The sequence below is a fragment of the Reyranella massiliensis 521 genome, from assembly GCF_000312425.1.
Taxonomy (GTDB): domain Bacteria; phylum Pseudomonadota; class Alphaproteobacteria; order Reyranellales; family Reyranellaceae; genus Reyranella; species Reyranella massiliensis.
In genome coordinates, this window is the sequence record NZ_HE997181.1 from 3,562,644 (window position 1) to 3,579,915 (window position 17,272).

8 protein-coding genes are annotated in these 17,272 nt (G+C 66.2%); 3 read left to right on the forward strand and 5 right to left on the reverse strand.

The window, feature by feature from the left end; translation table 11 throughout:
- Positions 1-2 precede the first annotated feature (2 nt).
- From BN60_RS17345 to BN60_RS17355, 3 genes are all read right to left on the reverse strand, one after another.
- Positions 3-1,166, reverse strand: coding sequence for a polysaccharide biosynthesis/export family protein (locus BN60_RS17345; RefSeq protein WP_245539830.1), 1,164 nt, complete (start codon positions 1,164-1,166; stop codon positions 3-5).
- 201 nt (positions 1,167-1,367) lie between these two features.
- A complete protein-coding gene (locus BN60_RS29060; protein WP_020697380.1) occupies positions 1,368-1,835 on the reverse strand; it encodes a DUF5681 domain-containing protein in 468 nt (155 codons plus the stop codon).
- 11 nt (positions 1,836-1,846) lie between these two features.
- Positions 1,847-3,193, reverse strand: a complete 1,347-nt coding sequence (locus tag BN60_RS17355; protein ID WP_020697381.1) for a site-specific DNA-methyltransferase — start codon at positions 3,191-3,193, stop codon at positions 1,847-1,849.
- A gap of 524 nt (positions 3,194-3,717) precedes the next feature.
- Here BN60_RS17355 and BN60_RS29065 point away from each other — a divergent pair.
- Positions 3,718-4,851, forward strand: coding sequence for a glycosyltransferase (locus tag BN60_RS29065; protein ID WP_020697382.1), 1,134 nt, complete (start codon positions 3,718-3,720; stop codon positions 4,849-4,851).
- Here the strand turns inward: BN60_RS29065 and BN60_RS29070 are convergent.
- On the reverse strand, positions 4,815-5,810 hold the full coding sequence (locus BN60_RS29070) for a methionyl-tRNA formyltransferase (RefSeq protein ID WP_148283453.1): 996 nt from the start codon (positions 5,808-5,810) through the stop codon (positions 4,815-4,817). The genes BN60_RS29065 and BN60_RS29070 overlap by 37 nt on opposite strands.
- 85 nt (positions 5,811-5,895) lie before the next feature.
- Between BN60_RS29070 and BN60_RS17370 the strand changes: the two genes are divergently transcribed.
- Both BN60_RS17370 and BN60_RS17375 read left to right on the forward strand, forming a co-directional pair.
- On the forward strand, positions 5,896-13,335 hold the full coding sequence (locus BN60_RS17370) for a type I polyketide synthase (protein WP_020697384.1): 7,440 nt from the start codon (positions 5,896-5,898) through the stop codon (positions 13,333-13,335).
- On the forward strand, positions 13,335-14,708 hold the full coding sequence (locus BN60_RS17375) for an aminotransferase class I/II-fold pyridoxal phosphate-dependent enzyme (RefSeq protein WP_020697385.1): 1,374 nt from the start codon (positions 13,335-13,337) through the stop codon (positions 14,706-14,708). The genes BN60_RS17370 and BN60_RS17375 overlap by 1 nt, the downstream gene beginning before the upstream one ends.
- A 6-nt stretch (positions 14,709-14,714) precedes the next feature.
- Here the strand turns inward: BN60_RS17375 and BN60_RS17380 are convergent, their stop codons facing one another.
- A complete protein-coding gene (locus tag BN60_RS17380) occupies positions 14,715-17,270 on the reverse strand; it encodes a DUF4114 domain-containing protein (protein ID WP_020697386.1) in 2,556 nt (851 codons plus the stop codon).
- Between the last annotated feature and the right edge of the window lie 2 nt (positions 17,271-17,272).

Here is a 17,272-nt window from a genome sequence, read left to right on the forward strand (position 1 = left end):
CGCTATCTCGTTGCCGCCGAGACCGCGACCACCGTCGCCGCCGCACCGACGAAGCCGATCAGCACGTTGATCACCTTCTGCATCTCTGCCGCCGGCGCGGTCGAGACAAAGAGGATGTCCTTGTTGCGGATCGGAAAGCGCCGCGCCATGAAGAAGCCGTTGGGGTCGCGCATGTTGACACGATAGATCACCGGCACCTGTGGCAACGCCCCCGGATCGGGGCGGCGGAAGCCGAGTTGATCATATTCCTCCGGTCGCTCGTAGCGGATCACGAAGACGCCGCCGGGGTCGGCACGCGTGTCGCTGAGACCGCCGGCCCGGGCGATGGCCTGATCGAGCGTGATGCCGATCGAGTCGAAAGGCACCACGGAGTTCTGGCCGGTCGCGCCGGCCGACGTGAAGGTCTGCGGCTCCTTGGCGACGCTGATGACATCGCCGGGCTTCACGAAGACATTCTCCGACGGGTTGGTGAGGAGCGCCTGCATGGGAATGCGCACCGATTGGCGGCCGCGCACCAAGGTGACGAAGGTCTCATGTGCCGCAGCCCTGGTGCCGCCCGCACTTGCCACCACGTCGAGGATGCGATCGCCGCGCGTCGTGAGCGGCACGCGCGCGCCGCCTGTCACCTCGCCCACGACGGTGACGGTGTTGGCGACGTTCCTGGTCACGGTGACCAGCGCCTGAGGCTCGATTGCCTTGCCGGTCAGGGCCGCGACGACAGCCTGCTCGACTTGCTGGGGTGTGCGATCCCTGACCTGGACACGGCCGGCATAGGGCACGGTGATCGCACCGTCCGGTCCCACGACCTGTTCGGGAATTGTTGCCGTGCGCGAGCCGCTTCCGGTCATCTGTGCGTTGGCCGGGGCCGAGAACAGCCCGCCCGCCGCCGCCTCCCAGATGGTCACCTGGACATAGTCGCCCTGACCGATTGCCTGCGTGGCCGTCGCCCCCTGCTTGCCGAAGGTCCCCTGCAGGGAAACCGCCGACCAGCTCTCCATCTTGGCGACGACATTGGGATCGACGTCGATCAGGGCAAAGCGGGTCTCTCCCGTGGAGGTCGGCTTGGAGGCCGCCGTCACTTCGCCGGCGGTCGGCCCCGCCCCGGGCAAGCCGGAGCAGGACGTCAACGACGACACGGCCATCGAGGCCGACACGACGAGACCCACGCCCTTGCGAAAGACACGTGCGTAAACTGCGTGCCCCGATACTTCCACCGATGCCCCGAGGCCCGATACGTTTCTGTCCAATGCCATCACGGGCCGGACGTTAGGCGAATATCCGTGAAGTTCCTAGGCTGGGGGCTGTGAATCCAGCAAAGTTGTCGCAGACAGTCCAGTTCAGCCCCGGTTGACCTGGGGCCAGGCCGGCTACCGGTTCTGCTGGCCATCTCCGCCGACCAGGCCATCGTCGAGGGAGCTGCTTTCTAGCCCCAGATGCCTGTGGCCCACACCCTCCAGGAGCGTCTCTCTGAATTTCGCCGCCTCTTCTTCGGTGAACTCCACGGGCCGCCGACCGGCCATCATCTCTTCCAGTGACCTTGGGGCCGATAGAATGCTCTGAACGAACTGCAGGGTTTTCAGGTCGCCTTTCGAGCACACACGCACGACCATGGCCTCGAACAGCGTCATCCTGACCGTCTTGTCGCCGACTCGGGCTGTCACCTCGCGATCGAGATGTCGCTCGAGAGCCTCTCTTAAGCTTGGGCGGCCAAGTCCCTTCGGGCGGCCCGAGGGGTTGCCAGATTTTCCTTTCTGGAACCGCGTGGCCTTTGGTGGTTTGCCATAGCCGATGGCCTCGGGCTGCAGCTCCGAGGGTTCGTTGTTCATTTCGCTCATATTAGCCTCATTTATGCGGCGTCAGCCTGTCGTCGCAGCATTCCGGCCTTCTCAGCGAAGGTCTGGCCGCTCTCGACATGGACTGCCCTCAGCCCCGAGAGCGCCTGCCAGCGCTCAATCGCGACATCGACGTTATGTGGGTCCGCCTCAATGCCACGCCCAATGCGCCCCGCCTTCTCGGCTGCAAGTAGCGTCGTACCAATCCCGAGGAACGGATCCAGGATCGCGCCACCGACTGCCGAACGAGCCGTCAGCGCGTCCACGACCATAGCCAGGGGCTTCACCATCGAATGCGCCCGGGCCTTGGCGGTGCGCCCCGACTGCTCCGTCTTCACGGCAGGATAGTCCCAGACATTGGTGCGCGGCCGTCTGCCCTTGCTTGGCGGCATCCTACCAATGAGCGGCGCCGAACCGACCTTGAACACGAATATCAGTTCGTGCGCGGACTGCTCGGGGCTATCGACGCCAGCACCGCTCCTGGTCCAGACACAGAGATCTTCCTGCGCGCTGTAGATTCCTTCGGCGGCGGCCAAGACCTGCTTCGTCCGTCGCCAATCCGTGCAGAATTCGTGGATCGCGCCGTCAACGCTGTAGCGAGCTGCAAGGCTCATGACCCGTGCCAGGGACTGCGAGACGTTGCGATGATCGGCATCCCCACCAGGCAAAGTCGTAAACACCAGCTGCACGAGCTGCTGTCCCAGAAGCCTCTCGTAGGAGGCATCCTCCAATGCATTGCCGCACAGGAGGCGGTGCTCCCCGAGCTTCCAGACATCGCCGATGGCGCTAACGGCCGGCAGATGCCGCTTCGGTTCGGGGACGAACTCCGCTTTCCCTGTCTTCTTGGATGGGCGAATTGCCGGCGCCGTCATCTGCTCAAGGTCGAACGCATCGAAGCCTGTCACCTCGACGTCAAAATCGAATTCGAAGAGTTCCTTGAGCTCGGCGGCCAGTGCATCCTCATTCCATTCGGCCAACTCGGCCAATCGGTTATCGGCCAACATGAAGGCGCGCTGCTGCGCCGGCGTTAGGTGCTTGACGGGAATGGTCGGCACGCGCGGCATGCCGAGACGCAGAGCCGCTTGAAGGCGGCCATGGCCCGACAGGACCGTCCCTTCGCCATCGACGACGATCGGTCCAACCCAGCCGAATGTGCGTATGCTTTCGGCGATCTGCACGATTTGCCCGGTACTGTGAACGCGCGCGTTGCGTTCGTTTGGCTTGAGATCGCGGACTGCACGCATCTCAATCATCGGCATGAACGGGTTTGCGGCTCCCTTGAGTGAGGCCGACTCGGCAGCAGCCTCGCTGGCGTTTTGGCTGTAGAGCCTTCGCGCCTTCCATTTTCTCACCTTGTCCATAACGACACCTCGTGCAGACTTCTCGAGCAGGCCCCTCAGTCGTGAGAGGCCGTCACCCGCACCTGCAAGGCGCCGGGTCGACGAAGGACACACTAGGAGGCTGGTAGACGGCCGCTAGATTGCGCCGCCGAGGTGGTTCGCTTTTGACCATGCCCTGGTTCGAGAGCGGCGAATGCCAGGAGGATCAGGGATTTCCCTGAATAGAGGTCAGGCAAGCCTGTTCTCTCGCCCGAGAATCCCTGTTCCTGCCAATCAGATTTCCCTGCCTCACTCGCCAACCACATGATCCGGCAGCCCTCAAATAGGCTGTTTGGAGCGCAATTCGCCGCCCAACGCCCACACGAAGCATTCAATATTCCCTGATAATTCCCTGTTAGCAGGGAATTTCTGCCCGAGGCCGAAGCACCAGGGGAACCGATCCAGCATCCCGCGAAGTTGTCGCAGACACTCTCTTCCTCCAAATGTCTGCTTGGGCGCGCGTTCAGACGGCGCAGGCCTGTCGCCAACCGAGAGAAGCCAGGACTTTGCCAGACACCCTTCCGATCACGACGCTGGCGAGTGCTGCCCTGTGGACGCTCGGCGTAGGCTGGCTGCTCGGCACCCTGGGTATGGCCTTGCTGCAGCCGCTGAAGCGTTTGCGCCGGAACGGAGCGGTCCTATCCTCGTCTGCCGTTCCTGTCTCCGTCATCGTGCCGGTAAGCTCGCCCGCACCTGCCTTGCCGCAGTGCGCCGCGTCGCTGGCCGCGCTCGATCATCCGACGGTCGAAATCATCCTGTGCTGTGCCGAAACCGATCCGGCCGCCGCCGCCGCCATCGAAGCCGCCGTGCAACGCCATCCGGCATTGCAGAGCCGCGTCGTCGTGCCGGCCCCTCTCCGCAACCCCAAATCCGCGCTGCTGGCGGCGGCCGTGCCGCTGGCCGCTCACGATCTGCTGCTGCTCAGCGACGACAATGTCGTCGCCTCGCCGCAACGGATCGCGCAACACCTGGCCGTTCGCGCAGCGGGCCATGGCCTGGTCTCCGCCTGCGCCCTGGGCGAGGCGGCGGCGTCCTTCTGGGGCGAGGTCGATGCGGCCTTCATGAACGGGCAGTTCGCCCGCCTGCAACGTGCCGGCGACGCCGTGGGCCTTTCCTTCAGCACCGGCAAGTCGATGCTGGTGTCGCGGCAGGACCTGCTGGCCAGCGGCGGTTTCGCGCCGTCGGGCGACACGATGTGCGAGGATGCCGTGGTGCAGCGCCAGCTCGTCCAGGCCGGCCAGCGGGTGGCGCTCACGGCGGAGCCGGTGCGCCAGCCGATCGGCCGGCGCGACTTCGGCGAGGTCTGGCATCGCCATCTGCGCTGGGCGACCTGCCGGCGACAGTTTGCGCCTCTGCTCTTCGGCCTTGAGTTGGTCACTTCCGCACCCGTGGCGGTGCTGGCGGGCGGGGTGGCAGCGGGATCGCTGGGGTTCGGGTTCGTCGGCGGCGCCGGGACGACGGCGATCCTGTTCCTTGGTGCGGAATGGGCCTTCTTGCGACTGGCCGGCTGGCCTGCCGGGCGGGCTTTCCCCTTCGTCTGGGCGGCGCGCGAAGCGCTGGCGCCGGCGCTTTGGCTGGCTGCGTTGCTGCCGCGCCGGCGGACTTACTGGCGGAACCGGCCGGTGCCGCTGCGGCGATAGGTCGGCAACACGGCGCCAGCGATCAATCGAATTGCATACCAGAGACCGCATAGCCGCACACCGGCACACCGCGCCTCGGCAATTTCGGCAGCGGTTGGAAAGCCTCGGTATCGGCCCGCGGCCGGCGGGCTGACGGTCCGTTTGGAGGCAATGTCCTCCAGTGCCTCTCCCAGTGCGCCTGCCCCGGCCAGAAAGAGATCGGTATTGATCTCGGCCACAGACTTGCGGGCATCGATCGGCCGCTCGGCCTGACGGAGGATCGACCCGGCGTCGATCCGGGCATCCTCGATGCGATGGACGGTGGCCCCACTCGTGGTGCGCCCCTCCGCCAAGGCCCAGAAGACCGGACAGGGGCCCCGCAAGTCGGGCAGCAACGAGGGATGGATGTTGATGGCTCCGAGGCGCGGGATCGTGATGGCAGACGGCTGCAGGATCTGATCAAAGTTCACGACGACCAGCACATCCGGCGCATAGGCGCGCAGGCGATCCAGGGTCTCCGCTCCATTGATGTCGCCCGTCTCCACCAGCGTCGCGCCATGGCGCCGAGCCAACGCTGGCAAGGTTTCGAGCGCAGGCCTGCCCAGAAAACGCAACAGTCGGGCAACTACCGCCACGACCTGGGCCGAGATCAGGTCGAAGCCCAGCCAGAACGTCATGCGGATGCCGGATTTGCGGACGCTGGCGGCCAGCTGATCGAAGAACCCGCCATGGGCCGTATCGAAGCGGCGCGAGATGAGCACAAGACCGATGCGGTCGCCGAACGAGTCGAAGATGCGATTGAGCGCCGGTACGCAGGTCAGGCTCTCCAGGTGGCAGAGGACAATGCGTTGCACATCAAGTGCATCTGGGGATTTCTTCAGTTCTGTGACGCTCATTGTGCAGTGCAGCAGTTGCAGGAAATTGCCACCCCCAGTATGGTGAATGTCAGCCCGCGGCTGAACTGAATTGGTTGAAGACAAAGATTGATCATCAAGTCGTTCGCGAGTGCCGACTCATAAGGTGGAGAGGGGCGACTGGCGTTCGGTTGGGGGGCATTGAACGTCGATGACGGTGCATGACGAAGTCGCGATCGTTGGCTATGCCGGCCGCCTGCCCGGTGCAAAGAATGCCGAAGGTTTCTGGCGTCTGCTGCGGGACAATCGCTCTGCGATAAGCTGGATCACACCGGACCGCTTCCCGACTGCCTCCTATTACCACCCGTCGACCGACCAGCCGGGTCGTGCCTACACCTTCGCTGCCGGCCTGATCGACGATGTCTGGGGCTTCGACGCCTCGGCCTTCGGCATGAGCCCGCGCGAGGCCGAACAGGTCGATCCCCAGCAGCGCCACCTGTTGGAGGTCACACACGACGCTCTGGCGCATGCCGGCATCCGTCCGTCGAAGATCGCCGGCACCCATACCGGCGTCTATGTCGGCGCCTCGTCGGTCGACTATGGCGCACGCTTCTTCGCCGATCCGTCTGCGGCCGACGTCCACATGATGACGGGCAATACGCTCAGCATCGTCTCCAATCGGCTTTCCTACAGTCTCGACCTGCACGGTCCCAGCTTCACGGTCGATACGGCCTGCTCGTCGTCGCTGGTGGCGCTCTCGCTGGCAGCGGACGCCATCCGCAACGGGACGGTCGAAACGGCCATCGTCGGCGGCGTCAACCTGCTGCTCTCGCCCTTCTCGTTCGTCGGCTTCTCCCGCGCCTCGATGCTGTCGCCGACCGGCCGCTGCCGGCCGTTCGACGCGGCCGCTGACGGCTATGTCCGGGCCGAGGGCGCGGTCGTGCTCGTCCTGCAGTCGATTGCCACCGCCCGCAAGGCGCGCAACCGAATCCATGCGACGATTGTCGGCTCGGCCATCGGACAGGACGGCCGGACGACCGGCCTTTCCCTGCCTTCGGCCGAATCGCAGCGTCGCCTGTTGGAGCAGGTCTACGGCGAGTTCGGCGTCGATCCTAGCGACCTCGCCTTCGTCGAGGCGCACGGCACCGGCACGCAGGCCGGCGATCCGCTGGAAGCCGATGCGCTGGGCAAGGGGCTGGCGCAGCGGCGCTCGCAGCCTCTGCCGATCGGCTCGGTGAAATCGAACATCGGCCATCTCGAACCCGCGTCGGGTCTGGCGGGGGTGCTGAAGTCGATCCTGGCGCTGAACCACGGCGTCCTGCCGGGCACGCTGCACCAAGTCTCGCCGAACGAGAACATCCCGCTGGACGAACTCAACCTCAAGGTGGTCGGCCAGAACTGGTCGCTGCCGGAACGCCGCGGTCCGTCGCTGGCCGGTGTGAATTCATTCGGCTTCGGCGGCACCAACGCCCACGTTATCCTGCGTGGCGAGGATACGTCGGTGAGCGTGGCGCACCCGAAGTCCGAGGCCGGTCCGCCGCCGCTGCTGCTGTCGGCGCACACGGCCGAGGCGCTGCCCGAATTGGCGCGTGCCTTCATCGAGCAGTGGCCGTCAGACAAGCGCCTGAGCGGCGACTTCATCGGCGCCGCCGCCCACCTGCGCGATCCCCTGCCGCATCGGCTGATCGTGCGCGGCAAGACCGCCGAGGAAACGAAGCATCATCTCGAACAGTTCGCCCAGGGCGAGCCGTCGCCCGTAGTCCAGAGCGGCCAGGCGCTCGGCACGAACCTGCCCGTTGCTTACATCTTCTCCGGCAACGGCTCGCAGTGGGTCGGTATGGGCCGAACCGCGTGGCACGCCAATCCGCGCTTCCGCGAGGCTCTGAAGGAAGTCGACGGCCACTTCTCCCGGCGCCAGAAGGAATCGCTGGTCGATCTGATGTTCGCCGACGATCTCGCGCAGAAGCTGCGTCAGGCGACCTATGCCCAGCCGCTGTTGCTGGCCCTGCAGATCGCCACGGTGCGCAGCTTCGAGGCGCTGGGCGTCACGCCTGTCGCAACGATGGGACACAGCGTCGGCGAAATCGCCGCCGCCTGGTGTGCGGGCGCGCTGAGCCTCGACCAGGCCATCGACGTCGTGATCGCCCGCAGCCGCCACCAGGAATCGGTGCGGCACTCCGGCGCCATGGCGGCCCTGATGCTGGGTGAGCGCGACGCCCGTCGCTTCCTCGCGTCGGCAAACGTGCCCGGCGTGGATATCGCGGCAATCAACAGCTGGCGCAGCGTCACCGTTTCGGGGCCGGTCAAGCAGATCGACCTGATGCTGACGGCGGCGTCGGACCTGCGCATCGGCGCCCGGCGACTCGACCTCGACTACCCCTTCCACAGCGCGCTGGTCGATCCGGTGCGGGCGCCGCTCCTGCGCGAACTGAAGGGCCTGAAGCCACTCAACGTGCGCCGCCGCTTCGTGTCGACGGTGACCGGTGGATTAGCGGACCGCGACATGCTCGGCCCCGAACATTGGTGGCTGAATGTCCGCGAGCCGGTGCATTTCGAGGCCGGCCTGAATTGCCTTCTGAAGGAAGGACTGCGCCTGTTCGTCGAGATCGGGCCCAAGCCGATCCTGGCCAGCTATCTCCGCGACACGATGCGCGAAGCCAATGTCCGTGGCGCTGTCGTCGAATCGCTGACCGAATCCCTGGAGCAGGACGACAGCGATCCGGTCGAGCGGGCCGTCTCCCGCCTGGTACTGCTGGGCGGACAGGTCGATCCTCAGCGCTTCTTCGGCCCGCCGCCGGTGGCCGCACTGCCCCTGCCGGCCTATCCGTGGCGGCATTCGCAGTTCAAGGTACGGCCGACCTCCGAAGCCGCCAGCACCTTCGCCGGACCGTCGCATGCGTTACTGGGCTCGCGGCCGCGCCAGGATGACTCGGCATGGTTCTCGACGATCGACCCGGCCCTGTTTCCATGGATGGCCGATCACAAGGTCGGCGGCCTCTCGGTCTTCCCGGCTGCCGGCTATGTCGAGGTGATGCTGGCGGTGGCGCGGGAACTCTATCCCGACGGCGCCATCGAACTGCGCGAATTCGACATCGTGCGCCCGCTGGTATTCGACGGCGCAGCGTCGTTCGAGACCTCGGTCCGGTTCGATCGCGAGACCGGCATGGCCGAATTTCTGTCCCGTCCGCGCAATGCTGCCCCCGAGTGGTCCATGAACGCGCGCGGCATCATCGGTCGCTCGCCGGCCGGCGAAGGCAAGGTGCCTGCCAAGGCCGACATGATGGGCACGGTGATCGTGCCGAAGGCCAAGGTCTATGACGTGTCGCGCGGATTGGGCTTCGACTACGGCCCGACCTTCCAGCGCATTCGCCATGTCTCCTTCCCCGAACCCAAGCTCGCCGTAGCGGCCCTCGAACCCGAGGAGACAACGGCGCTTGGCGGTCGCGTCATCGATCTCACGGCCCTCGACTCGGCATTCCATGCGCTGTTCGCGTCGGAGGAAGCCGGCGTCGCCGACATGCCGATGAAGCGCATGCTGCCGGTCCGCTTCGGCCGGGTGCGCGTCTTCGATCCGGGCGCCACGGCAACGCGCGCGATCGCCCGTACGCTGCGTCAATCGCTGACGTCGATGCTGGTCGATATCAATCTGCTGGACGAGACCGGCAAGGTCGTCGCCGTCGCCGAGTCGGTGCGGCTGATCGAGGCTCCCGTCGGGTTGGGCCCGGATCCGCGGTCCTTCACTTACCAGACGACCGCCTGGTCATTGGAACGCGCCGGCAAGCCGTCGATCGTGCATTTCCGCAATGGCGACGTTGCGACGCTCGACGGCGTGACCGACCCGGCGGCCCTCAGCGAGGCGCTGCTGCTGCTCGATGCCGGCTGCCTGCGCTCGGCCTGGAATGCCTTCCGCAACGGACCTGCAGCGCAGGACCTGCGCGAACTGCCGGCCGGACCGGAGGGCGAAGCCGACTGGGCGGCCCATCTTTGCTCGGCACTGCTCTGGCATCTCGAGACCAAGAATCTGGTGCTCGAGCAGCAGGGCGCCCCGGCGCTGGCCGAGACCTGCGACCTGCCGACGGTCGATTCGCTGGTACGTTCGCTGCTCGCCCGTCATCCGACGATGGCCACCGAGGCGGCGAGCCTGTCGCGCCTCGGCCAGATCATGGAACGGGTCGTGGTCGGCGACACCTCCGTGCAGGCCGAGCTCCAGTCTGCGCATTGGCGTCAGCTTGATACGGCGTCGCGACAGATCACCCTGCTTCGGCGGGCCGTATTCGACGAACTCTTCCAGGCCATCACGGCGCGGCCGGAAGGCCGGTTGCTGCGGCTGCTGCTGATCGGCGCCGAGCACGCGGTGCTCGCGGCCGAACTACTGCGCGGCGTTCCCGGCCTCGACATCGTCATAACCGACCTCGATCCGGATCGTCTCGATCAGGCGCGCGCCGCAATGGACGACGACGCCCAGTACGTTCGCTGCGTTCCCTGGACCGATCTCGAATCCTGGCCGGCGAGCACGTTCGACCTTGCCGCCGCTGTCGACGCCTTGAGCGAGATTGCCGCCTCAGGCGACGGGCTCGACCGCTTGCAGCGCGTTCTGCGTCCCGCAGCCCCACTGCTGGCCGGCGAACCGGCGCCCAGTCTCTTCTGGGATATCGTGCGCGGCATCCGCCCGAAATGGTGGGCGCGCTCGGCCAATTCCTCATTCCCCGTCGGCGCCTTGCTGACAGCGCGCGAATGGACGGACGAACTGGAGAGCGCAGGCTTCAACACCGTTTCGGGGAAGCCGGTCCTCGGCGACGAAAGCATCGGCGTCATCGTCCACGGTACCGCTGGCGCCGCCGACGGGGCGAGCGACCTGGTATCGGATCAGCCGGTGTTCACCTGGGAAGGCGACGATACGCCCAACCGCAAGGCGCTTCAGGCGGCCCTCCCGAACGCCGGCATCGGTGCTCCCGAGACGGCGACGACCGACGTGGCCTGGATCATCGATGCCAACCGGGCCGGCGCAACCGTGCCACAGATGAGCGCCTTGCTGTCGCGCATGGTCGACCGATGCCGGCGCCTGGGTGCGGCGCCGACGCGGCTCTGGCTGGTGGTGGACTTCGGTGAAAAGGCACCAGGACGTTCTCCCCTGGAGAGCCCGCTCTGGTGTGCCCTCACGGCGGCGATGCGCGTTGCGCAAAACGAATACGCCGCCCTCGAAATCCATTGCCTTGGCCTGGCGAGTACGCCGGCATCGGCGACCCTGCGGCGTGCGGCAGAGGAAATGGCCGCCCCGACCGACGAACGCGAGGTCTACTTCGACGGCCAGGAGCGCCTGGTCTTCCGCCTCACGCGCGGCGCAGCACCGCCAGCGCGGCGGCTGGAGCGCGGCGACGATGTTGCGCTGAAGCTGATCCCGCGCTCGAGCTCGAATCGGGGAGCCCTTGCCTGGTCGGCGACGCCGCGGCCCGTTCCGGGTCCCGGCGAGGTCGAAATCGAAGTGGAGGCGACCGGACTCAACTTCCGCGACGTCATGTGGAACCTCGGCCTCCTGCCGGAAGAAGCGCTTGAAGACGGCTATGCCGGCCCTGCGCTCGGTATGGAATGCGCCGGCACGATCAGCGCGGTGGGGCCCGAGATCATGGAATACGAAGTCGGCGACAAGGTCGTTGCCTTCGTGTCCGGCGGCTTCGCGAGCCACGTCGTGACGCCGGTCTTCTCGGTCAGCCCCCTGCCCGGCAATCTCACCTTCGAGGCGGCGGCGACGTTGCCTGTCGCCTTCCTCACCGCCTACTACTCGCTGGTTCACCTCGCCGGGCTGAAGCAAGGCGAGACCGTGCTGGTCCATGGCGGTGCCGGCGCCGTCGGTCTCGCCGCCCTTCAGGTCGCGCGCTTCTGCGGCGCCAAGGTCATCGCCACGGCCGGCAGCGACGAAAAGCGGGCTCTGCTGCGCGACCTCGGCGCCGACGTCGTGCTGAACTCCCGCACGCTCGCCTTCGCGGACGAGGTTTCGACCCACACGAATGGCCGCGGCGTCGACATCGTCCTGAATTCGCTGGCCGGCGAGGCGATGATCCGCTCGATGGACTGCCTGAGGCCGTTCGGCCGGTTCATCGAACTGGGCAAGCGCGACTTCTACGCCAACACGCATCTCGGCCTGCGGCCGTTCCGCCGCAACCTCAGCTACTTCGGCGTCGATGTCGACCAGCTCATCATCGAGCATCGCGACCTGACGCAGCGCCTGTTCGGCGAGCTGATCGAGCTGTTCGCGACCGGCGAATTCCAGCCCCTGCCGCATCGCATCTTCGGAGGCGAGCGCCTCGGCGATGCCTTCCGGCTGATGCAGCGCGCCGGACATATCGGCAAGATCGTCGTGACGCCTGCCCGGCAGGCAAGCGAAGACAGCCGCGCAACGGGGAGGTTCCCGGTCGATGCCGAGGGCGCTCACCTCGTGATCGGCGGCACCAGTGGCTTCGGCCTGGCGACGGCCGAGTGGCTGGCCGAGCGCGGCGCACGCCATCTCGTGCTGGCAAGCCGGTCCGGCCAGCTGGCCGACGGCGCTACCGCCCGTATCGAAGCGCTGCGGCGCAGCGGCGTCGAGGTCAGGACAGTCGCGCTCGACGTCACCGATGCCGGCGCCCTGCAACGCGGCGTCAAGAACATCGCCGGCCATCGGCCGCTCAAGGGCATCGCCCACGCCGCGATGGTGCTCGACGACCGCCTGATCGACGGCATGGATCAGGAAGCGATCACCAAGGTACTGCAACCGAAGATGGGCGGCGCGCTCAACATCGAAGCGCTGGCCTCCGAACTCCAGGCATCGGGACAGAAGCTCGACTATCTGTTGCTCTACTCGTCGGCGACGACGCTGCTGGGCAATCCGGGCCAGTTCAACTATGTCGCCGCCAACGGCTTCCTCGAAGGGCTGGCCCGCCAGGCCCAGCAGCGCGGCCTTCCCGCCCTGGCCGTCGCCTGGGGTGGCATCGAAGACACCGGCTACCTCGCCCGCAACATCTCGGCCAATACGAGCCTGAAGAAGCGCTTCGCCTCGAGCCTGATCGCGTCGCGCCCCGCGCTCGACGCGCTCGATCTCGCCTTCGATGCCGAGGGACAGCCGGCGATGGCGTTCCTCTCGATCGGACGGATCGACTGGGGCATGGCCAAGCGCGAGCTGGCGGTGACGCGCGCGCCGATGTTCGGCGCCGTGGTCCCGGCTGCCGGCACCCGCCAGACGACGGACTCGGCGGCAACGCTCGAGAAACTGCGTGGCATGACGGTCGATCAGGCGAGTGAGGCGCTCCTGGAAATCATCGTCGAGGAGATCGCCCGTGTCCTGCGCCTGCCGCCGAAGGAAATCGACCGGCATCGCGCCTTGGCCGAAATCGGCATGGACTCGCTGATGATGCTGGAGCTGCGGACCACCGTCGAAGAGTCGCTGCAGGTCGACCTGCCCATCATGTCGCTGGCCAACGGCATCACGCCGGTGGACGTCGCCCGACGGATCGCTACCCTGGTCGTAGGCGATGGTCCAAAGGAAGCGATGCCGGGCCAGCTCGCCGCCCTGTCGGCAAGCCATGTCGCCGCCGAAGCCGAATCGACAGACGTTGCTGATCGGCAGGCGGCGGTCCGCGCCGTGCTCGACCGCTCGCGTAACGTGGAAGGACTCTGATGACCGAAGGCGTCCGCCCTCCCGACGAAGCCCTCGATGTCGTAAACCGCGTCCGCCAGGCACTCGCCCAGCCCTCGGCGGGTACCGAACGCGCACCGCTCCGTCCCGCGCAAGTCGCCGCGGTGGAAGAGCGGCGGCGCTTCGATTTCGGTACCCTCCCGGAATACGAAATGCTGAAGCTGCAGAAGGCGGCAGGCGAGATCGCCGGTATCGAGAACCCCTTCTACCGGCTTCACGACGGGCGCGCCGCCGAGACGACGTCGGTGGAAGGCCGCGAGGTCATCAACTTTTCCTCCTACGACTATCTCGGCCTGAACGGCCATCCCGACGTAAGCGCCGCCGCGAAGGCCGCCATCGACAAGTTCGGCACCTCGGTCGGGGCGAGCCGGCTGACGGCGGGCGAGCGGCAGGTGCATCGCGACCTCGAAGCTCTGCTAGCCGAGCTGCACGGCGCCGAGGATGCGCTGTCGTTCGTCAGCGGCCACGCCACCAACGTCTCTGTGATCGGCGGCCTGCTGGGTCCGGACGACCTCCTTGTCAGCGACGCCCTGATCCACAACAGCGTCGTGGAGGGCGCCAAGCTCTCGGGTGCCAAGCGCATCCTCTGCCCGCACGGCGACGTGGAGGCCATCGAGCGGGCGCTGCGGCTCAACCGCCGGCGCCATCGGCGCACGCTGATCATCGTCGAAGGCCTCTACAGCATGGACGGCGACGTACCCGATCTCGCCGCCCTCGTCCGCCTGAAGCGGCGCTACGATGCCTGGCTGATGGTCGACGAAGCTCATTCGGTCGGCGTGCTGGGCGCCACCGGCCGCGGCATCGCCGAAGAGCAAGGCGTCGATCCGGCCGACGTCGATATCTGGATGGGCACTCTCAGCAAGGCGCTGGCCTCGACCGGCGGCTATGTCGCCGGCAGCCGCAAGCTGATCGAGTTGCTGAAGTACACGTCGCCGGGTTTCGTCTACAGCGTCGGGGGCTGTCCCTCCGTTACCGCTGCCGCTGGTGCCGCCATCGAAGCGATGCGCCGCGAGCCCTGGCGCCTGGCGAAGCTGCGGGAGAACGGCCGGGCCTTCGCGGCCGGGGCAAAGGCGCGCGGCCTAGATACCGGGCTCAGCATCGGCGCCTCGGTTGTCCCCATCATCGTCGGCAACTCGCCGAATGCCGTGATCCTGTCGCAACGCCTGCTGGCGCGCGGCTACAACGTCATTCCGATCATCTTCCCGGGGGTCGCCGAGAATCAGTCGCGCCTCAGGTTCTTCATCACCAGCCGCCACACGCCGGAGCATATCGACGGCGTGCTCGATGCGATCGCCGAAGAACTGCCGGAGATCCGCAAGGCGCCGTCGTTCATCAACGTGGTCGCCGGCCGCTAGCCAGATTCAGGCGACCAATAAACCATCCGTGTTGGCCGTAACGCGGATCACGACGTCCTGAAAGTCGTTGTCGCCGGTGGCGCGAGCCAGATCCTCGAAGCCGATCAAGAGTTCGCGGCCACCGGACGCGACGCCTGACAGGACCTGATGGACATCGCCCGGGTTCAACGTCGAGAAGGAATGAAAGATCGGCGCGCTCAGCGGGCCACGCGAGGCGCTGTGGAGCGCCGGGGGCAGGCCGGCGTCGAGATCTGCCGGCATGCCGGTGCCGGGCGCCACGAACGAGAGATCGCTCGGCAGATTGCCGTAGAGGCCGAATCCGTCCTGGACCAGGAAGAAGCCGATCTTCTGATTGGCGGCGGGCACCCCCAGGTCAACCGTCACGCCGGCCGAGGTCGCCAACGTGTTGGCAAACAGGATGTGGACATTGGAGATCGTGCCGTCCGCCGCGACCTCGTAGGCGCCGAGCGTGTTGCGATATCCGGAGACGGCAGTCTCCATCTCGACGCTGAACTGGATCGATCCGTCACCCGTGAGGAAGGCTTCGTCGACGATGCCATTGATCAAGGCCGGGTCGACGCCGACGCCCTCTTGCAGAATGGGCAGTGTGTGGTCGGCGGGAGGCTGTGACGTCGTCAGACCCTCGAAGCCCATAACTTCCAGCGTGGGGCCGGCAATGACCTTGCCGTCCCCCGAGAGGCCGACCACCCCGAGCCCTTGCAGGTTCGCCAACGCCGTCGGATCGGCATCGGGGCCCGTATAGCTGCTGGCGTTGTCGATCAGAATGGCTTGGCCCTGCAGCCAGGCTTCGACGCCATAGGTTTGTGCGCCCGAGGTGACGAAGTCGTTGCCGATGAAGCTGCCGTAGTTCTGGAGCGCCACGCCGGCGCCCTGATTGTCCTCGAACCGGCTGTCGGCGACGGACGTGATGCCGTAGGGCGCGGCGATGCCGGGGCCATGGTTCTCCGAAAAAACGGCACCATCGACACTGAGATCGCGGGTGCCATTGTCGAGAATGATGCCGGCAACACCGTTATCCTGCGCACCGCCACCGTACCAGCGCAACGCACTCGCCAGACCGGCGGAAGGGCTATGGGCAAAGCGCGCGCCACCTTCCGCATTGCCGGTCACCCACGTATTGGCCACCATGCCCTCGAACACGCTGCCGATGACGTCGAGGCCGATCCCGCCGACATCGCGGATGTTCACGTCGCTCACCGTCCAGTTGTAGAGCCATCGATCGTTGCCGTCGGCCACGATCTTGATGCCGTCGCCCTCCTGGCCGTTCCCCTGAAGAGTGAAGTTCGACAGGGTCAGATAACGCAAATCGACACCCGCGCCGACATTGATCTGGATGACGGGAGATCCGTCGGTGATTTGCGAGACGATCGTGGCACCGCCCAGATCGATACCCTTGGGGCTGGGCGAACTGCTGTCGATGTTGATGACGATAGGCGATGTCACGACGAAGGTATCGGCCGGCAGATGCGCGAGATAGCCCTCCGTCAGCGCTGCCCTCAACGCCACTTCCAATGCGCCGTGGCCGTTGCTGTCGGCGACAGGCGCAGTCGTCTCGGAGGTCACCGGAGTCAGTGACGGCATGGCAACATTGAGCCTGCTCACGACCACTTGATCCGAGAGGTCGGTGGATTCGTTCACGACGACCCCTTCGCCGGTCACCACCTTGCCGCCGCTCAGAGAAAGAGTGCCTGTCCCCTGGATGTCGGCCAGCAGGGTGTTGTCTTCGCCTGGACCGTAATACTCGCTGTCGCTGCCGAGGATGCTCGCCTTGCCCGACAGGACGCCGCTGATGCCAACGGTCTGAGGACCGTAGGTCGAAAAGGTATTGGCCCAGAAGTCGCCGTGGCCATTGAAGGTAATCGCTGCTCCCTCGTTATTCTCGAAGCCGCTCGAGGTGACCCGTGCGATGCCCGAGGGAGCGGCGATGCCGGGACCCAGATTCTCCACGAAATAGGCGCCGTTCACCGACACGTCCTGCGCACCTTCGTCGAGGACCAGACCGCCGACATCGTTCCTGCGGAAACCGCCACCCGACCATTCGATGTCGCCCACGACGCCGCCATTCGCACCATTGGCGAAGCGTGCGCCACCGCCGGCATTGCCATGCATCCAGGCATTGAACACGGTGCCTTTCGTGACATGACCGACGACGTCGAGGCCCGCGCCTCCTACGTGTTGGATAGTGACGTCGCGCACGCTCCAATCGTGGATGTGCCGGTCCGCGCCATCGGCGACGATCCTGATGCCGGCCCCTTCGCCGCCGTTGCCATAGATGGAAAAGTTGAACAGCGAGAGATTTGCAAGATCGACTCCGGGCGCCGCATTGATCTGGATGACAGGCGCATCGCCCGTAACGTTGGAGATGATCGCAGCACCTCCGAGATCGACGCCCACCGGCCCTTGAAAACTGTTCGTGACGTCGATCACGATCGGTTCGGAGACAGTGAAAGTACGTTTACTGGTGGTCGCGACATAGCCGCCGGCGAAGGCAGCTTGAAGCAACGAGGCGAGGTCGTCCGACGCGCTGTCTGTCGTATCCATGG